Annotated in this window: 14 protein-coding genes; 10 read left to right on the plus strand and 4 right to left on the minus strand. The window is 71.5% G+C overall.

The window, feature by feature from the left end; genetic code table 11:
• The first annotated feature begins 245 nt into the window (after positions 1 to 245).
• Entirely contained in the window at positions 246 to 1,364 is a 1,119-nt protein-coding gene (locus tag ACFQVC_RS00275; RefSeq protein ID WP_381825095.1) for a LacI family DNA-binding transcriptional regulator, read from the plus strand.
• Positions 1,365 to 1,455: 91 nt separating this feature from the next.
• Here ACFQVC_RS00275 and ACFQVC_RS00280 read toward each other — a convergent pair whose 3' ends face one another.
• On the minus strand, positions 1,456 to 2,451 hold the full coding sequence (locus tag ACFQVC_RS00280) for a TAXI family TRAP transporter solute-binding subunit (RefSeq protein ID WP_381825097.1): 996 nt from the start codon (positions 2,449 to 2,451) through the stop codon (positions 1,456 to 1,458).
• A 191-nt stretch (positions 2,452 to 2,642) separates the two neighbouring features.
• On the opposite strand from ACFQVC_RS00280, the gene miaB reads away from it, so the two are divergent.
• The 3 genes from miaB to ACFQVC_RS00295 all read left to right on the plus strand — a co-directional run bounded on the left by miaB (position 2,643) and on the right by ACFQVC_RS00295 (position 5,673).
• Positions 2,643 to 4,211 carry a tRNA (N6-isopentenyl adenosine(37)-C2)-methylthiotransferase MiaB gene (miaB, locus tag ACFQVC_RS00285; RefSeq protein WP_381825099.1) on the plus strand — a complete coding sequence of 523 codons (1,569 nt, stop codon included), beginning with the start codon at positions 2,643 to 2,645 and terminating at the stop codon, positions 4,209 to 4,211.
• A gap of 49 nt (positions 4,212 to 4,260) precedes the next feature.
• Complete coding sequence (locus tag ACFQVC_RS00290; RefSeq protein WP_381825101.1) at positions 4,261 to 4,668, plus strand: hypothetical protein; 408 nt, start codon at positions 4,261 to 4,263, stop codon at positions 4,666 to 4,668.
• Between the two features lie 246 nt (positions 4,669 to 4,914).
• Positions 4,915 to 5,673: a class III extradiol dioxygenase subunit B-like domain-containing protein gene (locus ACFQVC_RS00295; RefSeq protein WP_381825103.1), complete on the plus strand. Its 759-nt coding sequence runs from the start codon at positions 4,915 to 4,917 to the stop codon at positions 5,671 to 5,673.
• Between the two features lie 293 nt (positions 5,674 to 5,966).
• On the opposite strand, the gene ACFQVC_RS00300 is transcribed toward ACFQVC_RS00295, so the two are convergent.
• Both ACFQVC_RS00300 and ACFQVC_RS00305 read right to left on the minus strand, forming a co-directional pair.
• Complete coding sequence (locus tag ACFQVC_RS00300; protein WP_381825105.1) at positions 5,967 to 6,260, minus strand: antitoxin; 294 nt, start codon at positions 6,258 to 6,260, stop codon at positions 5,967 to 5,969.
• A gap of 33 nt (positions 6,261 to 6,293) precedes the next feature.
• On the minus strand, positions 6,294 to 6,539 hold the full coding sequence (locus tag ACFQVC_RS00305) for a hypothetical protein (RefSeq protein ID WP_381825107.1): 246 nt from the start codon (positions 6,537 to 6,539) through the stop codon (positions 6,294 to 6,296).
• 182 nt (positions 6,540 to 6,721) lie between these two features.
• On the opposite strand from ACFQVC_RS00305, the gene miaA reads away from it, so the two are divergent.
• The 6 genes from miaA to hflX all read left to right on the plus strand — a co-directional run bounded on the left by miaA (position 6,722) and on the right by hflX (position 15,211).
• A complete protein-coding gene (miaA, locus tag ACFQVC_RS00310) occupies positions 6,722 to 7,660 on the plus strand; it encodes a tRNA (adenosine(37)-N6)-dimethylallyltransferase MiaA (protein ID WP_381825109.1) in 939 nt (312 codons plus the stop codon).
• 306 nt (positions 7,661 to 7,966) lie between these two features.
• Positions 7,967 to 8,464: a hypothetical protein gene (locus ACFQVC_RS00315; protein WP_381827002.1), complete on the plus strand. Its 498-nt coding sequence runs from the start codon at positions 7,967 to 7,969 to the stop codon at positions 8,462 to 8,464.
• 94 nt (positions 8,465 to 8,558) lie between these two features.
• The gene (gene dapF / locus ACFQVC_RS00320) at positions 8,559 to 9,443 is read left to right on the plus strand and encodes a diaminopimelate epimerase (RefSeq protein ID WP_381825111.1); all 885 of its coding nucleotides are present in this window, start codon (positions 8,559 to 8,561) and stop codon (positions 9,441 to 9,443) included.
• A 142-nt stretch (positions 9,444 to 9,585) separates the two neighbouring features.
• Entirely contained in the window at positions 9,586 to 11,703 is a 2,118-nt protein-coding gene (locus ACFQVC_RS00325) for a RelA/SpoT family protein (protein ID WP_381825113.1), read from the plus strand.
• 115 nt (positions 11,704 to 11,818) lie between these two features.
• The gene (locus ACFQVC_RS00330; protein WP_381825115.1) at positions 11,819 to 13,483 is read left to right on the plus strand and encodes a M1 family metallopeptidase; all 1,665 of its coding nucleotides are present in this window, start codon (positions 11,819 to 11,821) and stop codon (positions 13,481 to 13,483) included.
• A 216-nt stretch (positions 13,484 to 13,699) separates the two neighbouring features.
• Positions 13,700 to 15,211: a GTPase HflX gene (gene hflX, locus ACFQVC_RS00335; RefSeq protein WP_381825117.1), complete on the plus strand. Its 1,512-nt coding sequence runs from the start codon at positions 13,700 to 13,702 to the stop codon at positions 15,209 to 15,211.
• Positions 15,212 to 15,399: 188 nt separating this feature from the next.
• On the opposite strand, the gene ACFQVC_RS00340 is transcribed toward hflX, so the two are convergent.
• Positions 15,400 to 16,602 (minus strand): trypsin-like serine peptidase, encoded by a 1,203-nt coding sequence (locus tag ACFQVC_RS00340; RefSeq protein WP_381825119.1) that lies wholly within the window; start codon positions 16,600 to 16,602, stop codon positions 15,400 to 15,402.
• Positions 16,603 to 16,804 lie beyond the last annotated feature (202 nt).

Consider the following 16,804-nt stretch of genomic DNA (forward strand, 5'->3'; position numbering starts at 1 on the left):
CGCTGTCAATACATCGGCCGGAAAAGGGATTTGAAGGCCTGCTCAGGACTGGTGACCTAATGCGCTTTAGCTGTAATGTCGTGAGCGCAGTCGGAGAACCCTGCAGACGGCATCCCGCCGGCACCCCCGACGGCACCCGGCAGAGACCTCTGCGAGACCCTTTGCAGAGGCCCCTGCACGGACTGCACAGGCCCCGGACCGGCCATCGACAGGCCCCGAACGGAAGCGGACGAGGACTCCACGACATGACGCCGCCCGGTGACGCCGCCAGGAGAGCCCCCGCGACAACTCCCGCGCGCAGGCCCACGATCAAGGACATCGCCCGTCGCGCCGGGGTCTCCGAGAGTGCAGTCTCCTTCGCGCTCAACGGCCGGCCCGGGGTCTCCCAGGGCACCCGTGACCGCATCCACCGCGTCGCCGAAGAGCTCGGATGGCAGCCCAACAGCGCCGCCCGGGCCCTGTCGGGGGAGCGCGCGGGCTGCGTCGGCCTGGTGCTCGCCCGGCCCGCGCACACCCTCGGCGTCGAGTCGTTCTTCCTCCAACTCGTCTCCGGCGTACAGGAAGTGCTCGCCGCCCGGAAGGTGGCGCTGCTGTTCCAGGTGGTCGAGGACATCGACGCCGAGTGCGAACTGCACCGCCGCTGGTGGGCCGAGAAGCGGGTCGACGGGGTCCTGGTCGTGGACCCGCGGGCCCGGGACCCGCGCCCTGAACTGCTGGCCTCCCTCGGCCTGCCCGCCGTGGTGATCGGCGCGCCCGCGGCCGGCGAGGACGCCACCGCCCTGTCCACCGTCTGGGCCGACGACTCCGCCGCCATGGCCTCCGTACTCGCTCATCTGCACAGCCTCGGCCACCGCCGGGTCGTCCATGTCGCGGGCCTGCCGGGCCTCGCCCACACCGAGCGCCGCATCGCCTCGCTGCGGGCCGCGGCGGACTCCCTCGGCCTGACCGACAGCCGCTCGGTCACCACCGACTACTCCGACGCCGAGGGCGCCGAGGCCACCCGGCGGATCCTCGACGAGCCCGCGCCGCCGACCGCGATCATCTACGACAACGACGTGATGGCCGTCGCGGGCGCCTCCGTCGCGGCCGAGCGCGGCATCCGGGTACCCGCCGAACTCTCCATCGTGGCGTGGGACGACTCGGCCCTGTGCCGGGTAACGCACCCGCGCCTCACGGCTCTCGTCAGGGACACCTCGGGCTTCGGCCGGCTCGCCGCCCAGGAACTCCTCGACCGCCTCGACGGCGGCCCGGTCCGCAGCATTCAGGCCGAACTGCCGCACCTGGAGCCACGGGAGAGCACGGGGCCGCCTCACCCGCAGGGCGCGGGAAGGAGGCCTCACCCGCAGGGCGCGGGAAGGGGGTAGGGCTCCACGGGGCGGTACGGGGCTGGGCTCGGCCGGGGCTCCACGGAGCCGAGGTGCCAGGGGCGCCGGTCAGGGCTCGGCCAGGGCCCGGCTAGGGCTTCACGGACCGGTAATAGCGTCGGGCCCCGTCGTGCAGGGCCAGCGGATCCGTGTAGATCGCGGTACGCAGGTCCACCAGCTGGGCGGCGTGCACCTTGAGGCCGATGTGGTCACGGCTGTCGATCACGGTACGCGTCAGCCGCTCGGTCAGCTCCGGGTCCGCGCGGTCCGTCGTGACCAGCAGATTGGCGACCGCGAGCGTCGGTACCTCGGCACCTTGCTGGGCGCGCGGGTACGCGTCGGCCGGCATCACCGCGGCCCGGTAGTAGCGCGAGGCGCCGCCCTGCTTGTGCAGTGCGGAGACCAGATTGCCGAGCTCGACCAGGCGGATGTCGGCACGCTCCGACAGCTCGCGGACGATGGTCGTCGGCAGGCCGCCGGACCAGAAGAAGGCCTCGACCTCACCGTCCATCAGCCGCCGGGGGGCGCGGTCTATGCCGTGCGGCTCCGGTTCGATGTCACGCTCCGGGTCGAGCCCGGCCGCCCGCAGCACCCGCTCCGCGATCAGCCGTACGCCCGAGCCCTCCTGCCCGACGGCGACCTTCTTGCCGCGCAGGTCCTCGACGCCGCGCACCTTGGAGTCGCCGCGCACGATCAGCTGCACGTAGTCGTCGTAGAGCCGGGCGCAGCCCCGCAGCCGCTCCCAGCCGGGCTTGTTCTGCAGCCGGTACTTCTCCACCGCGTCGGCCGCCGCGATGGTGTAGTCGGCCTGGCCGGTCGCCACCCGCGAGACATTCATCTGCGAGCCCTCGCTGTGCCGCAGCGAGATGTCCAGATCGGGCAGATCACGCGCGGCGGCGTTCTGCAGGAGCTTGCCGTACCGCTGGTAGACGCCCCGCTCCACACCCGTGCTGAAGACCACCTTCCCGCCCGGCGAGCCCTCGCCCAGCGGCAGCAGCCACCACATCAGCAGCCCGAAGACCACGAGGGCGGCCGCGGCGCCCTGGAGTGCGCGGCGCCTGCCGATAGGGGGGAGTGCCTGGAGCATGGCCGCGATCCTGCCAGCTCATCCCGGCCACGGACCAGCCCTCTTCGCGGGCGGACGCAGTGGATCTTCCATTGGATCTTCCAGGGGAGAGACGCAGTGGATCTTCCCCTCCGGAACCGTGCAGGACCGGCTCCGGAGCCGGTCGGGACCGGCGGACAAAGGGGCCCCGCGCACCGCCTACCCTTGTTTGTATGAGCAGCGTGGACCGGAGCGAGCCAGTGGGCGACGTCGTCGAGGGCAGGAGCAGCGTCGAGGGCAAGAACGGCGTCGAGGGCAGGAAGAGCTACGAGGTGCGCACCTACGGGTGCCAGATGAACGTCCACGACTCAGAGCGCCTGGCCGGTCTCCTGGAGGGCGCCGGATATGTGAAGGCACCCGAGGGCACCCCCGAGGGCGAGGCCGACGTCGTCGTCTTCAACACCTGCGCGGTCCGCGAGAACGCCGACAACCGTCTCTACGGCAACCTCGGCCGCCTCGCCCCGATGAAGACCAAGCGCCCCGGCATGCAGATCGCCGTCGGCGGCTGCCTCGCGCAGAAGGACCGCGACACCATCGTGAAGAAGGCGCCCTGGGTGGACGTCGTCTTCGGCACGCACAACATCGGCAAGCTGCCGGTGCTCCTGGAGCGCGCCCGGGTCCAGGACGAGGCCCAGGTCGAGATCGCCGAGTCCCTGGAGGCCTTCCCCTCCACGCTGCCGACCCGCCGCGAGAGCGCGTACGCCGCGTGGGTGTCGATCTCCGTGGGCTGCAACAACACCTGCACCTTCTGTATCGTCCCCGCGCTGCGCGGCAAGGAGAAGGACCGCAGGCCCGGCGACATCCTCGCCGAGGTGGAGGCCCTGGTCGCCGAGGGCGTCTCGGAGATCACGCTGCTCGGCCAGAACGTCAACGCGTACGGCTCGGACATCGGCGACCGCGAGGCCTTCAGCAAGCTGCTGCGCGCCTGCGGCGCGATCGAGGGCCTGGAGCGCGTCCGCTTCACGTCCCCGCACCCCCGTGACTTCACGGACGACGTGATCGCGGCGATGGCCGAGACCCCGAACGTGATGCCGCAGCTGCACATGCCGCTGCAGTCCGGCTCGGACCCGGTCCTGAAGGCGATGCGCCGCTCCTACCGCCAGGACCGCTACCTCGGCATCATCGAGAAGGTGCGCGCCGCCATCCCGCACGCCGCGATCACCACCGACATCATCGTGGGCTTCCCCGGCGAGACCGAGGAGGACTTCGAGCAGACGATGCACGTGGTCCGCGAGGCCCGCTTCGCGCAGGCCTTCACCTTCCAGTACTCCAAGCGCCCGGGCACCCCGGCGGCGGAGATGGACGGCCAGATCCCGAAGGAAGTGGTCCAGGCCCGCTACGAGCGCCTGGTCGCCCTCCAGGAGGAGATCTCCTGGTCGGAGAACAAGAAGCAGGTCGGCCGCACCCTGGACCTGATGGTCGCCGAGGGCGAGGGCCGCAAGGACGGCGCCACCCACCGGCTGTCGGGCCGCGCGCCCGACAACCGCCTGGTCCACTTCACCAAGCCGGACCAGGAGGTACGCCCCGGCGACGTCGTCACGGTCGAGATCACCTACGCGGCCCCGCACCACCTGCTCGCCGAGGGCGGGGTACTGGCCGTACGCCGCACCCGCGCGGGCGACGCCTGGGAGAAGCGGAACGCCGCTCCCGAGCAGAAGCCGGCCGGCGTACTGCTCGGCCTGCCCACGGTCGGCGCCCCCGAGCCGCTGCCCGCGGCGACGGGCGGCTGCAGCATCGACTGACGGCGAGAAGTACGCACGCGTACGGGAGCCACGGGGACGGGGGACGGGCGTGACCACACGGTGGGGTCTGATCGTCGAGCACACCGACGGCATGGGCGACAGCAAGAACTGGGCCGCGACGGTCCTCGCCCATGTCGACGGCACCCGTGAGCAGGCCCTCGCCGAACTGGAGAAGCGCGCCCGCGGCTATAGCCCGCAGCATCCGGCCAGCCCGGTGAGCACCCGGCTCTACCGCACGTCGGACGGCGGTTTCCTGCTGGTCAACGAGGGTTCGATGCGCACGTACCAGTGCCGTTTCTCGGTGGCGGAGCTGCTCTACGACAGCGTCGAGGCCGAGCGGGCCGAGCACGCCGCCCAAAAGGCGGCGCGGGAGGCCGAGCGGCAGCGGCGCGAGGCGGAGAAAGCGGCTCGCAAGGCGGCGAAGCGGGGCGGACGCGGGTCGTTCTTCAGCCGCTGAACGTGCGCAGGGCAGGCCATCCGTGGTCGCTGAATCGTGCGCAGGGCAGGCCATCGGAAGTCCCTGGCCCGAGCGCAGGGCTGGCCGTCCGAGGCGGCTGAACCGTGCTCGGGTCAGGCTGTCCGAAGTCGCTGAACCGTGCGCAGGGCAGGGCGTCCGAGGCCGCCGAACCGTGCTCGGGTCAGGCCGCCCGAACGTCCGAGGGCTGCGTGCCGGGCGTGAGCGCCAAGAGCTACCCTGCCGATCATGCTCGTAGCCGCTGCCGTCTGCCCGTGCCCCCCACTGCTCGTCCCCGAGGTCGCCGCGGGCGCCGCGCCCGAACTCGACGTGGCGCGGGCGGCCTGCACCGATGCCGTGGGCGTCCTCGCCGCCGCACGGCCCGACCGGCTGATCGTCGTGGGGCCCGCCGGACAGAGCGGCCGGGGTCCGCACCCTCAGGGGGCGCGCGGCTCGTTCCGCGGCTTCGGTGTCGACGTCGGCGTATGCCTCGGGCCGGGAGCCTGCGCAGGCCCGGGTGAAGGTGCCGACGTACGCCCCGGGCAGGCTGAGGAGTCCGTGGAGCGGGAGCTTCCGCCGTCCCTCGCGGTCGCCGGCTGGCTCCTGGAGCGCACGGGATGGTCCGCGTCCGCCGTCGAAGGACTCGGCGTGGGGGAACCTCTGGCGGCCGAGCGGTGTATTGAAGTCGGAAGGGAACTCGCGGCGCAGGCCGAGCGGGTGGCACTGCTGGTGATGGGCGACGCCAGCGCCTGCCGCACGCTCAAGGCGCCCGGCTACCTCGACGAGCGGGCGGCGGGCTTCGACGCCGAGGTGGCCCGTGCGCTCGGCGCGGCCGATGTGACGGCACTGCGGGAGCTGGACGCGGAGCTGGCGTATGAACTGCAGGCGGCCGGCCGGGCCCCGTGGCAGGTCCTCGCGGGCGCGGCCGAGGACGCGGGCCTGAGCGGCGCCCTCCTCTACGACGAAGCGCCTTACGGCGTGGGGTACTTGGTGGCTGCCTGGTCCTGACCGGCCGCGCGCCGGAACGCCCGGCGCGCGCGACGACTCGGGCAAGCGCGACGGCCGTGAGGACAAGTGCGACGGCCGTGAGGACAAGTGCGACGGCCGTGAGGACAAGCGCGACGGCCGTGAGGACAAGCGCGACGGCCGTGAGGAATCGTGCTCCTCACGGCCGTCCGCGCTGCGTCACTGCTGTGCCGTTCCTGGCCCGGTAGTCGGTCCTGGCCCGGCAGCCGGACCTGGTTCGCCGGCCGGACCTATTTCGGGCCCGGGGCCGGGAGCCGGCTCCGGTTCAGACCCGCTCAGCCCGCAGGAGGGCTGGGCGGAGTCCCGCCCGAACCGGGCGAAGGCGGAGTCCCACCGGCCCCGGGCGAGGGCGGAGTGCCCTCGTCCTTGGCGATCCGGTCCAAGGCGTCCTTGGCCTTGCCGGTCCCCGTCTGGATCTTGTCGCTGTACTTGCCCTTGGTCTTCTCGTCGACCGTCTTGGCGACTTTGTCCAGGCCCTGGTCGATCTTGTCCCCGTGCTCCTTGGCGAGCCCGGAGACCTTGTCCTTGGCCGGGGCGAGCTTGGCCTTCAGTGTGTCCAGGAGGCCCATGGGTCCACCTCTTCCTCGAGGCCGGGTTCGGCCTTACTTGCGGGCGCCCTCACCGGCCTCGCTGTCGGCCGCCTCCTCCGCGGACTGCTGCTTCGGGATCTCCACAGCCTCGGCTGCGGCGCCCTCGGCCGGCTGACCGTCCTCCTGCGGCGCCGCCTCCTCCGCTTCGGCCTTCGCCTCCGCCTCGGGCTCGGCCGTCAGAGTGCCGGTCTGCGCATCAGAGGTTGACGCCTCGTCGGCACCCTTGACCTTGCGGCGAAACCGTGAAAAAACGCCCATAACTACTCCAAACCTTACTCGTGTGAGCGAAATTTCGCGCCGCCCGGAGCGTCCCATTGCGTCGCCCGGGGCTCCGGTCCTCAAAACCGGCGGCCGAAACCTCGCAACAGGCAACGACCCCGGCCGCGTGCCGTCACGTAGCTCGTTCGAGGACCGTGCCCGAGGTTTGGGAGACTGGGGCGGTGAGTACCGCAGCCACCGCCCCCCGGGTCATCGCCGTCGTCGGTCCCACCGCGGCCGGAAAGTCCGATCTCGGCGTCTTCCTCGCCCAGCGGCTCGGCGGCGAGGTCGTCAACGCCGACTCCATGCAGCTGTACCGGGGGATGGACATCGGTACCGCGAAGCTGACGCCGCAGGAGCGCGCGGGCGTCCCGCACCACCTTCTCGACATCTGGGACGTCACGGTCACCGCCAGCGTCGCCGAGTACCAGAAGCTCGCCCGCGCGGAGATCGACCGGCTGCTCGCCGACGGCCGCTGGCCGATCCTCGTCGGCGGCTCGGGCCTCTACGTCCGCGGCGCCGTCGACAACCTGGAGTTCCCCGGCACCGACCCGGCCGTCCGCGCCGCGCTCGAGGACGAGCTCACGCTGCGCGGCTCCGGCGCGCTGCACGCCCGCCTCGCCGCCGCCGACCCCGCGGCCGGCAAGGCGATTCTGCCGAGCAACGGCCGCCGTATCGTGCGAGCCCTCGAAGTCATCGAGATCACCGGCCGCCCCTTCACGGCCAACCTGCCCGGACACGACTCCGTCTACGACACCGTGCAGATCGGCGTGGACGTGGCCAGGCCCGAACTGGACGAGCGCATCACCACCCGTGTCGACCGGATGTGGGAGGCGGGCCTCGTCGACGAGGTGCGCACCCTCGCGGCGCAGGGACTGCGCGAGGGACGTACGGCCTCGCGCGCACTCGGCTACCAGCAGGTGCTCGCGGCGCTCGCAGGGGAGTGCACCGAAGACGAGGCGCGGGCGGAGACCGTGCGCGCCACCAAGCGCTTCGCCAGGCGCCAGGACTCCTGGTTCCGGCGCGATCCGCGGGTGCACTGGCTCAGCGGTGCGGCCGCCGACCGGGGAGAACTCCCGGACCGCGCACTTACGTTGGTCGAACGAGCGGTTACAGCCTGATCACGTGATGGCATCGGGACGCTCCGGCGGTCATCCCGGCTCCTGAGGGCGTGCCATCATCGAGCTTCGATCGAGCCAGTGGAAGCCGAGTTGGGAGGGCGCGTGGCGATGGAGGCCGGCCCTCGCGACACTGCACACGAGGACCCGGGACAGCTCAGTCCCGATGGTTCCGGCGGTCCCGGCAGCACACCGGAGGACACCGTTCCGGGCGCCGACGCCGAGCGGAACACCCCGGCGGACACCCCCGTCGAGGCCCCGGCGGACACCCCCGATGAGGTCCCTGCGGACGGCCCCGTGGACGCCCCTGTGGACGCGCGTCCTGACGCGGCGGACGAACCGGGTGCCGCAGCGGACAGCCCGGACGATCCCGGCCATCCCGGCGTTCCCGCCGCCCGCGACAGTCTCGGTGTCGTGTCCGACGGCCCCGACGAGCTCGGCGGGACCACGGCGGACGGCGTGACCGGCCCCGAGGTCGAGGTCGAGCTGCGCCCGCAGCGCCGCCTGCGGATCTGGCAGCTGGCCCCGATCGTGGTGCTCGCGGCCATGGGCTCCCTGATGTTCGCCTTCCCTCTCGCCTTCGAGTTCGGCGACGGCGGTCCCGTGGTCGCCATGCTCGGCCTGCTCCTGTGCTGCTGCGCCGCCGGCTGGGGCATGATGGCCGCCCGCCGCGTCGGCCACACCTGGCCCGGCCTTCCGGGCCGCGGTTCCGGCCGCCGCCCCGACTGGCGCGTGATCGCCGCGTACGCCGTGGTCGTCATCGCCGTCGCGGTCCTCGCGGTCTGGCGGGTCGCCCGGCTCCGCTGAGGACACCCACCGGGTCCCGACTCCACCGGCGGCCCGGCCGGGTCCGGTCCGGGCTCTGGAACGGGTTGTCGGCGGCAGGTCGTACGATCGAGGAATGAGTACGCGGATCGCCTTCCTCAAGGGCCACGGCACCGAGAACGACTTCGTGATCGTGCCCGACCCGGACAATGCCGTCGACCTGCCCGCGACCGCGGTCGCCGCCCTGTGCGACCGCCGGGCCGGCATCGGCGGGGACGGCCTCCTGCACGTCGTGCGCTCCGCCGCCCACTCCGAGGCCCAGGCCATGGCCGCCGAGGCCGAGTGGTTCATGGACTATCGCAACGCGGACGGCTCGATCGCGGAGATGTGCGGCAACGGCGTCCGTGTCTTCGCCCGCTATCTGCAGCGCGCCGGACATGTCGAGGCGGGCGACCTGGCCGTGGCCACCCGCGGCGGCGTCAAGCGCGTCCACATCGCCAAGGCCGACGCCCGCGGCGCTGCCGAGGTCACCGTCTCCATGGGCCGTGCCACGCTCCCCGAAGAGCAGGCCACCGTCACGGTCGGCGAGCGCAACTGGCCTTCCCTGAACGTGAACATGGGCAATCCGCACGCGGTCGCCTTCGTCGACGACCTCGCGCACGCCGGCGACCTGTACACCCCGCCCCCGGTCACCCCGGCCACCGTCTACCCGGACGGTGTGAACGTGGAGTTCGTGGTCGACCGCGGCCCCCGCCACGTAGCCATGCGCGTGCACGAACGCGGCTCCGGCGAGACCCGCTCCTGCGGCACCGGCGCCTGTGCCGTCGCCGTCGCCGCGGCCCGCAGGGACGGCGCCGACCCGGCCGTCACAGGCACCCCCGTGACGTACACCGTGGACCTGCCCGGCGGCACCCTGACGATCACCGAGCATCCGGACGGCGCGATCGACATGACAGGGGCCGCGGTGATCGTGGCCGAAGGCGAGATCACTTCCGAGTGGCTCGAAACCATAAGCGTCTGAACCTTCGCTCGAATGGGTGATCCGTTTCACGCTGGGCGAGAGCGGGTGAGCGGCGCGTGATGGGCTCGGTAGCATCAAGCACCGGCTACGGGGGGACCCGCCGCCCCGCCCCCAGCCGCCGGTCGAGCAGCCGGAGGTGCCCATGAGTGCGGAGGCCACAAACCCTGCGACGTCCGGAGCTCCACGAAGGCGCGGCCGTCCCCGGCTCGACCTGCGCAGACTCGGGCTCGCCGCGCTCCTGGGCTCCACCTCGCGCGGCCGCCTTCCGGACGCGATCGGCCATGTGGCCGAAGCCCATCGCGCCCATCACGCCGACGCCGACCTGGAGCCGCTGCGCCGCGCCTATGTGCTCGCCGAGTCCTCGCACCGCGGCCAGATGCGCAAAAGCGGTGAGCCGTACATCACACATCCGCTCGCCGTGACCCTGATCCTGGCCGAACTCGGCGCCGAAACCACGACGTTGACCGCCTCGCTGCTCCACGACACCGTCGAGGACACCGAAGTGACGCTCGATCAGGTACGGGAGGAGTTCGGCGAAGAAGTCTGCTATCTGGTCGACGGCGTCACCAAGCTGGAGAAGGTCGACTACGGCGCGGCGGCCGAACCCGAGACCTTCCGCAAGATGCTCGTCGCCACCGGCAACGACGTCCGCGTGATGTCCATCAAGCTCGCCGACCGGCTGCACAACATGCGCACCCTCGGTGTGATGCGCCCCGAGAAGCAGGCCAGGATCGCCAAGGTCACCCGGGACGTGCTCATTCCGCTCGCCGAACGCCTCGGCGTACAGGCCCTGAAGAGCGAGCTCGAGGACCTGGTCTTCGCGATCCTGCACCCCGAGGAGTACGAGCAGACCCGTGCCCTCGTCGCCCGCAACTCCGCGGAGCCCGGCCCTCTCGCCGATATCGCCGAGGACTTCCGCGCCGTCCTGCGCGAGGCCGGCATCAGCGCCGAAGTCCTCATCAGGCCACGGCACTTCGTCTCCGTGCACCGCTCCCGGATCAAACGCGGTGAGCTGCGCGGCGCCGACTTCGGCCGCCTCCTGGTGCTCGTGAACGAGGACGCGGACTGTTACGGGGTGCTCGGCGAGCTGCACACCTGCTTCACCCCGGTCATCTCGGAGTTCAAGGACTTCATCGCCGCCCCGAAGTTCAACCTCTACCAGTCGCTGCACACCGCGGTCGCCCGAGGCGACGGCGAGGTCGCCGAAGTCCTCATCCGCACCCACCAGATGCACAAGGTCGCCGAAGCCGGCGTCGTCGCCCTGGGCAACCCCTACGACTACGGAGCGGACGAGGACGGCGCCGACGGCGAGCGTATCGACCCCACCCGCCCCGGCTGGCTCTCCCGGCTCCTCGACTGGCAGCGCTCCGCGCCCGACCCGGACACCTTCTGGAGCTCCCTGCGCGAAGAACTCGCCCAGGACCGTGAGATCACCGTCTACCGCCCCGACGGCGGCACCCTCGGTCTGCCCGCCGGCGCCAGCTGCGTCGACGCGGCCTACGCGCAGTACGGCGACGACGCCCACTCCTGCATCGGAGCCAGGGTCAACGGCCGCCTGGTGACGCTCAGCACGGTCCTGCGCGACGGCGACACGGTGCATGTGCTGCTCGCACCGCCCGAGACCGGCTCGGGCCCGGACGCGGAATGGCTGGACCACACCCGGACCCCCGCCGCGCGCATCGCCATCGGACGCTGGCTCAGCTCCCACCCCGAGGGCCCTGTCGTCGCGGCGGCGGCGCCGCGCCCGCAGCTGACGGTGGAGACGGTCCGCCCGGTCGCGGCCGGCGCCGTGGTCGATCTGCCGCACGCCACCGTCCGCCTCGCCGGCTGCTGCACACCGGTACCGCCGGACGGGATCACCGCCTTCACGGTGCGCGGCGGCGCCGTCACCGTGCACCGCGAGGAGTGTTCGGCGGTGGAGCGGATGACGGCGGACGGGCGCGAGCCGGTCGCCGTGCGCTGGGCCGAACTCGAGGACACCGCGGAGTGCCGGGTGACGCTGATCGCCGAATCGTTCGGGCGCCCCCATCTCCTCGCCGACCTCACCGAGGCCATCGCGATGGAGGGCGCCGCCATCGTCTCGGCCACGGTGGAACCCCCCAGCGAGGGCCGTGTCCGGCACACGTACACCCTCCAACTCCCCGACTCCACCGGGCTTCCCGGTCTGATGCGGGCGATGCGCAAGGTGCCGGGGGTGTACGACGTGGGCCGCGGCAAGGAGCCGGCGGCGGCGGGCCAGGGGCACCAGGGCCTGGGCTAGCCGCGCCCCGCCGAGCAGGGCGCGCTTCCGCGCGATGGCGCGCGGAGGACCTCGTTCGGGTGGGCCGGTCGCGCGCCGTCACAGGAACCAAGGCCCGTGCTGATAGCGGTGGTTCATGTTGCTCTCGCACCGCACCAGGGCCGCGCTCCTCGCCGCCGCCACCTCCGCAGTGTCCGTCTCGCTCCTCGCCGCCGGTGCGCCCTCGCCCGCCGTCCCGCTCGGTATCGGAGACCCGCTCTTCCCGCACCTGGGCAACCCCGGGTACGACGTGCGGTCGTACGACATCGCCTTCACCTACGGCGGCGACAACCGCAAGCCCCTGGACGCCGTGACGGTGATCAACGCGCGCTCCACGGACCGGCTCAAGCACATCAACCTGGACTTCGCCCAGGGCAAGGTGCGCTCGGTGGCGGTCAACGGCGCCCGCGCGGCGTACGCCACCACCAACGAGGACCTGGTCGTCACCCCGGCACAGCCGATCGCCGCGGGCAGCCCGATGCGGATCACCGTGCGGCACACCAGCAACCCGGAGGGCTCGACGGACGGCGGCTGGGTGCGCACCGGCGACGGCCTCGCCATGGCCAACCAGGCCGACGCCGCCCACCGCGTCTTCCCCTGCAACGACCACCCCGCCGACAAGGCGGACTTCACCTTCCGCGTCACCGCACCCAAGGGCCTGACCGCCGTCGCCAACGGTCTGCCCGAAGGACGGCGGGCCGGCGCCAAGGCCACCACGTGGACGTACCGCACCCACCACCCCATGGCCACCGAGCTCGCCCAGGTCAGCATCGGCAAGTCCACCGTCGTCCGCCGCAAGGGCCCGCACGGCCTGCCGGTGCGCGACGTGGTGCCCACCAAGGACCGTGCGCAGCTGGAGCGGTGGCTGAAGAAGACGCCCGGCCAGATCTCCTGGATGGAGCAGAAGGTCGGCCGCTACCCCTTCGAGGCGTACGGGCTGCTCGTGGCGGACGCGGAGACCGGCTTCGAGCTGGAGACCCAGACCCTCTCGCTCTTCGAGCGCGCCCTGTTCATGCGGCCCGAGTTCCCCGAGTGGTACGTCGACTCGATCATGATCCATGAGCTGGCCCACCAGTGGTTCGGCAACAGCGTCAGCCCCCGGACCTGGTCCGATCTGTGGCTGAACGAGGGCCACGCGACCTGGTACGAGGCGCTCTACGCCGAGGAGCAGGCGCGGCAGCCGATGGAGACGCGGATGAAGGACGCCTATCGCTCGTCCGACAGCTGGCGCGCGGCGGGCGGACCGCCGGCCGCGCCCAAGGCCCCCGCGCCCGGCGAGAAGATCAGCCTGTTCCGGCCGGTCGTCTACGACGGCAGTGCCCTCGTCCTGTACGCGCTGCGCCAGGAGATCGGCCACGCCGCCTTCGACCGCCTGGAGCGCGCGTGGCTGCGGCGGCACGCGGACAGGACCGCGACCACCGCGGACTTCACCCGGCTCGCCTCGGCGATCGCCGGACGCGATCTGACGGGCTTCTTCAAGGCGTGGCTGTACGCCAAGAAGACCCCGCCGATGCCGGGACACCCGGACTGGAAGTCCGACGCCCCGCTGGCGGAGCCGCGGGGGGCCGGCACGGATCGGGCGTCCGGTCACGGGGCGTCCGGTCACGGGGCGTCCGGTCACGAGGTAGCCGGTAACGAGGCGTCCGGCCACGAGGTAGCCGGTCACGAGGCAGCCGGTCACGGGGCTGGTCACGGGACCGGCCAGTCGGCAGGGCATGTGGCAGGCCACGAGGCCGCGCACGCCCCGGCCCAGTCGGGCTGAGCCCCGGCCGAGCCCCCGCCGTGCCCGGGCCCGGCCCTGGCTGTGCTTCGCCCGCGCGGCGGCGGTTAAGTCAGGTGACGAGACGCCCCGTGCCGTGCGACCATCAACGGGTCGACGGCGCGGCGGGCCGGGAATCTCCCGGTCGGTGCGCACGTTGACCTCTATGACGGCCGCCCGCCGTGGGTAGCCCCTCTCCCTATAGACGTAAAGGATCCAATGACCTCCTCTTCTTCCCCTTCCCAGGACGCGCAGGACCCGCAGAACTCCGCGCAGAACCTCCCCGAAGGACTTCGGGCCGATGCCCTGATGGAAGAGGACGTCGCCTGGAGCCACGAGATCGACGGAGCGCGGGACGGCGATCAGCTGGACCGCTCCGAGCGCGCGGCTCTGCGCCGCGTGGTCGGCCTCTCCACCGAGCTCGAGGACGTCACCGAAGTCGAGTACCGCCAGCTCCGTCTGGAGCGGGTCGTCCTCGTCGGCGTGTGGACCTCGGGAACCGTGCACGACGCGGAGAACTCCCTGGCCGAGCTGGCCGCCCTCGCGGAGACGGCGGGTGCCCTCGTGCTCGACGGCGTGATCCAGCGCCGCGACAAGCCCGACCCGGCGACGTACATCGGATCGGGCAAGGCCCAGGAGCTGCGCGACATCGTGCTCGAAACCGGCGCCGACACCGTCGTCTGCGACGGTGAGCTCAGCCCCGGCCAGCTCATCCATCTCGAAGACGTCGTCAAGGTCAAGGTGGTCGACAGGACCGCCCTGATCCTCGACATCTTCGCCCAGCACGCCAAGTCCCGAGAGGGCAAGGCGCAGGTCGCCCTGGCGCAGATGCAGTACATGCTGCCGAGGCTGCGCGGCTGGGGTCAGTCGCTGTCGCGGCAGATGGGTGGCGGTGGCTCCTCAGGCTCGGGCGGCGGCATGGCCACCCGTGGTCCCGGTGAGACCAAGATCGAGACGGACCGGCGGCGGATCCGCGAGAAGATGGCGAAGATGCGCCGTGAGATCGCGGAGATGAAGACCGGCCGTGACATCAAGCGGCAGGAACGCCGTCGGAACAAGGTCCCGTCGGTCGCCATCGCCGGTTACACCAACGCCGGAAAGTCCTCCCTGCTCAACCGCCTGACGGGCGCGGGCGTCCTGGTGGAGAACGCACTGTTCGCCACCCTCGACCCCACCGTCCGCCGGGCCGAGACCCCCAGCGGGCGGCTGTACACCCTGGCCGACACGGTCGGGTTCGTACGTCACCTGCCGCACCACCTCGTCGAGGCGTTCCGCTCCACCATGGAGGAGGTCGGCGACTCCGACCTCATCCTGCACGTGGTGGACGGCTCGCACCCCGTGCCGGAGGAGCAGCTGGCCGCCGTGCGCGAGGTCATCCGCGACGTGGGCGCGACCGACGTACCCGAGATCGTGGTGGTCAACAAGGCGGACGCGGCCGATCCGCTGGTGCTCCAGCGACTGCTGCGCACCGAGCGGCACGCGATCGCGGTGTCGGCCCGCACCGGCGCCGGCATCGACGAGCTGCTGCAGCTCATCGACGACGAACTGCCCCGGCCCAAGGTCGAGATCGAGGCCTTGGTGCCGTACACGCAGGGCGCTCTCGTCTCGCGTACGCACGCCGAGGGCGAGGTGATCTCCGAGGAGCACACCGCGGAGGGCACCCTGCTCAAGGCCCGGGTGCATGAGGAACTGGCCGCGGAACTGGCCAAGTTCGTGCCTGCGGAGCACTGAGCGCAGCGCTGCGCTCAGTCAGGCGGCCTGAAGGCTTGAAGGCCTGAAGGCCTGAAGGAGCGCTGTGCTCAGTCAGGCAGCCCGAAGGTCTGAAGGCCCGAAGGTCTGAAGGCTTGAAGGTCTGAAGACGAAGGCCCGCCTCCCCTGCTGGGGGAGGCGGGCCTTCGCCATGGGGCGCCGCGGCGCCGCTACTTGTTGCCGTACTTCTCGCTCATCGTGTCGAAGACCCGCTTCGCGCCGTCGCCCAGCTGCGGGCCCGCCAGCCAGCCCGCCGAACCGGCCGGGCCGATCGAGGTGTTGGAGACCAGGGCCAGCTTGCCGTTCGAGATCTCACGGAACCAGCCGCCGCCGGAGGAACCCGCGGTCATGGTGCAGCCGATGCGGTACATCGTCGGGGCCGACGAGGTCAGCGAGAGCCGCCCGGGACGGTCGACGCACTTGTGCATCAGTACGCCGTTGAAGGGCTCCGCCTGCGGGTAGCCCCAGGCGCCCATCGCGTCCACGGACTTGGGGGCCGGGGACGAGAAGTCGACGGGCAGGGCCGCGCCGACGGTCTCCTCGAGGGACTTGCCGCCCTTCTCCGGCTTCACATGCATCACGGCGTAGTCGTACTCGTACGAGCCGCCCTCGGGGTCGGTCGCCGTGGTGCCGTCGATCCACTCGCCGGACGTCGAGACCCAGTCCGCCCAGAAGTTGCCGTAGGGGGCGACCTCTTGAGGCTGTGCGTTCTGCATCTGGGCGGGGGACTTGCCCTTGTCGTTGTACGCCGGGGTGAAGACGATGTTCCGGTACCAGCCGCCCTTCTTGCCCTGGTGGACGCAGTGCCCGGCCGTCCAGACGAGGTTGGACTTGCCCGGGTTGCGTGGGTCCTTCACGACCGTGCCGGAGCAGACCGCGGTGCCCTCGGGGGTGTCGAAGAAGATCTTCCCGACCGGGGCGGCGTAGTTGTGGTACGGCGTCCGCTCCTTCTGGGCGCGCACCGGACGCGGCTCGGGGTCGGTGACGCCCTCACTGCCGGAGGCGGCCTTGGCGGAGATGGTCTGGCTGGGGTCCTTGGCGGACTTCATCCGCTCCGGGCTCCACAGGTCCTCGATGACCGGGTTGGCGAAGTCCTTCGCCTCACGCAGCCACTTGTCCTTGTCCCAGTTCTTCCACTCGCCGTCCTTCCACTTGTCGACGTCGATGCCGTGTTCCTTGAGCCGGTCGGCGATGGCGTCGAGATCTTCGGGAAGCTCCGCGCCGCCCTCACCGCCGGCCTGGTCGCCTTCCTGCGCGGCGGAGTTGGTCGGCTTGGCGTCGGCCTTCTTGTCGCCCGACTCACAGGCGGTGGCCGTCAGCACCAGGGCTACGGCGAGTGAGGCCGCCGCTAGGGCCGGACGTATGGATCGCATGGTGCTGAACCCCCGATAGGTATGAGATGTGCTGTTCTACGTCGTTCTACGTCGTTCTACGTGGTTCTACGTCGTTCTACGTGGTTCTGCAGTGTGTCTGTTCCGTCGCCGTGACTGTCATGTGCGCGTCAGGCGGAAGTTGTCGGCGGCGGGCGCCGAAACACAAGAGGCCACTATGCCGGGTGAATTGCGGACGGGTGAC

Source organism: Streptomyces monticola, from assembly GCF_042665355.1.
In the GTDB taxonomy this organism is placed as follows: domain Bacteria; phylum Actinomycetota; class Actinomycetes; order Streptomycetales; family Streptomycetaceae; genus Streptomyces; species Streptomyces monticola.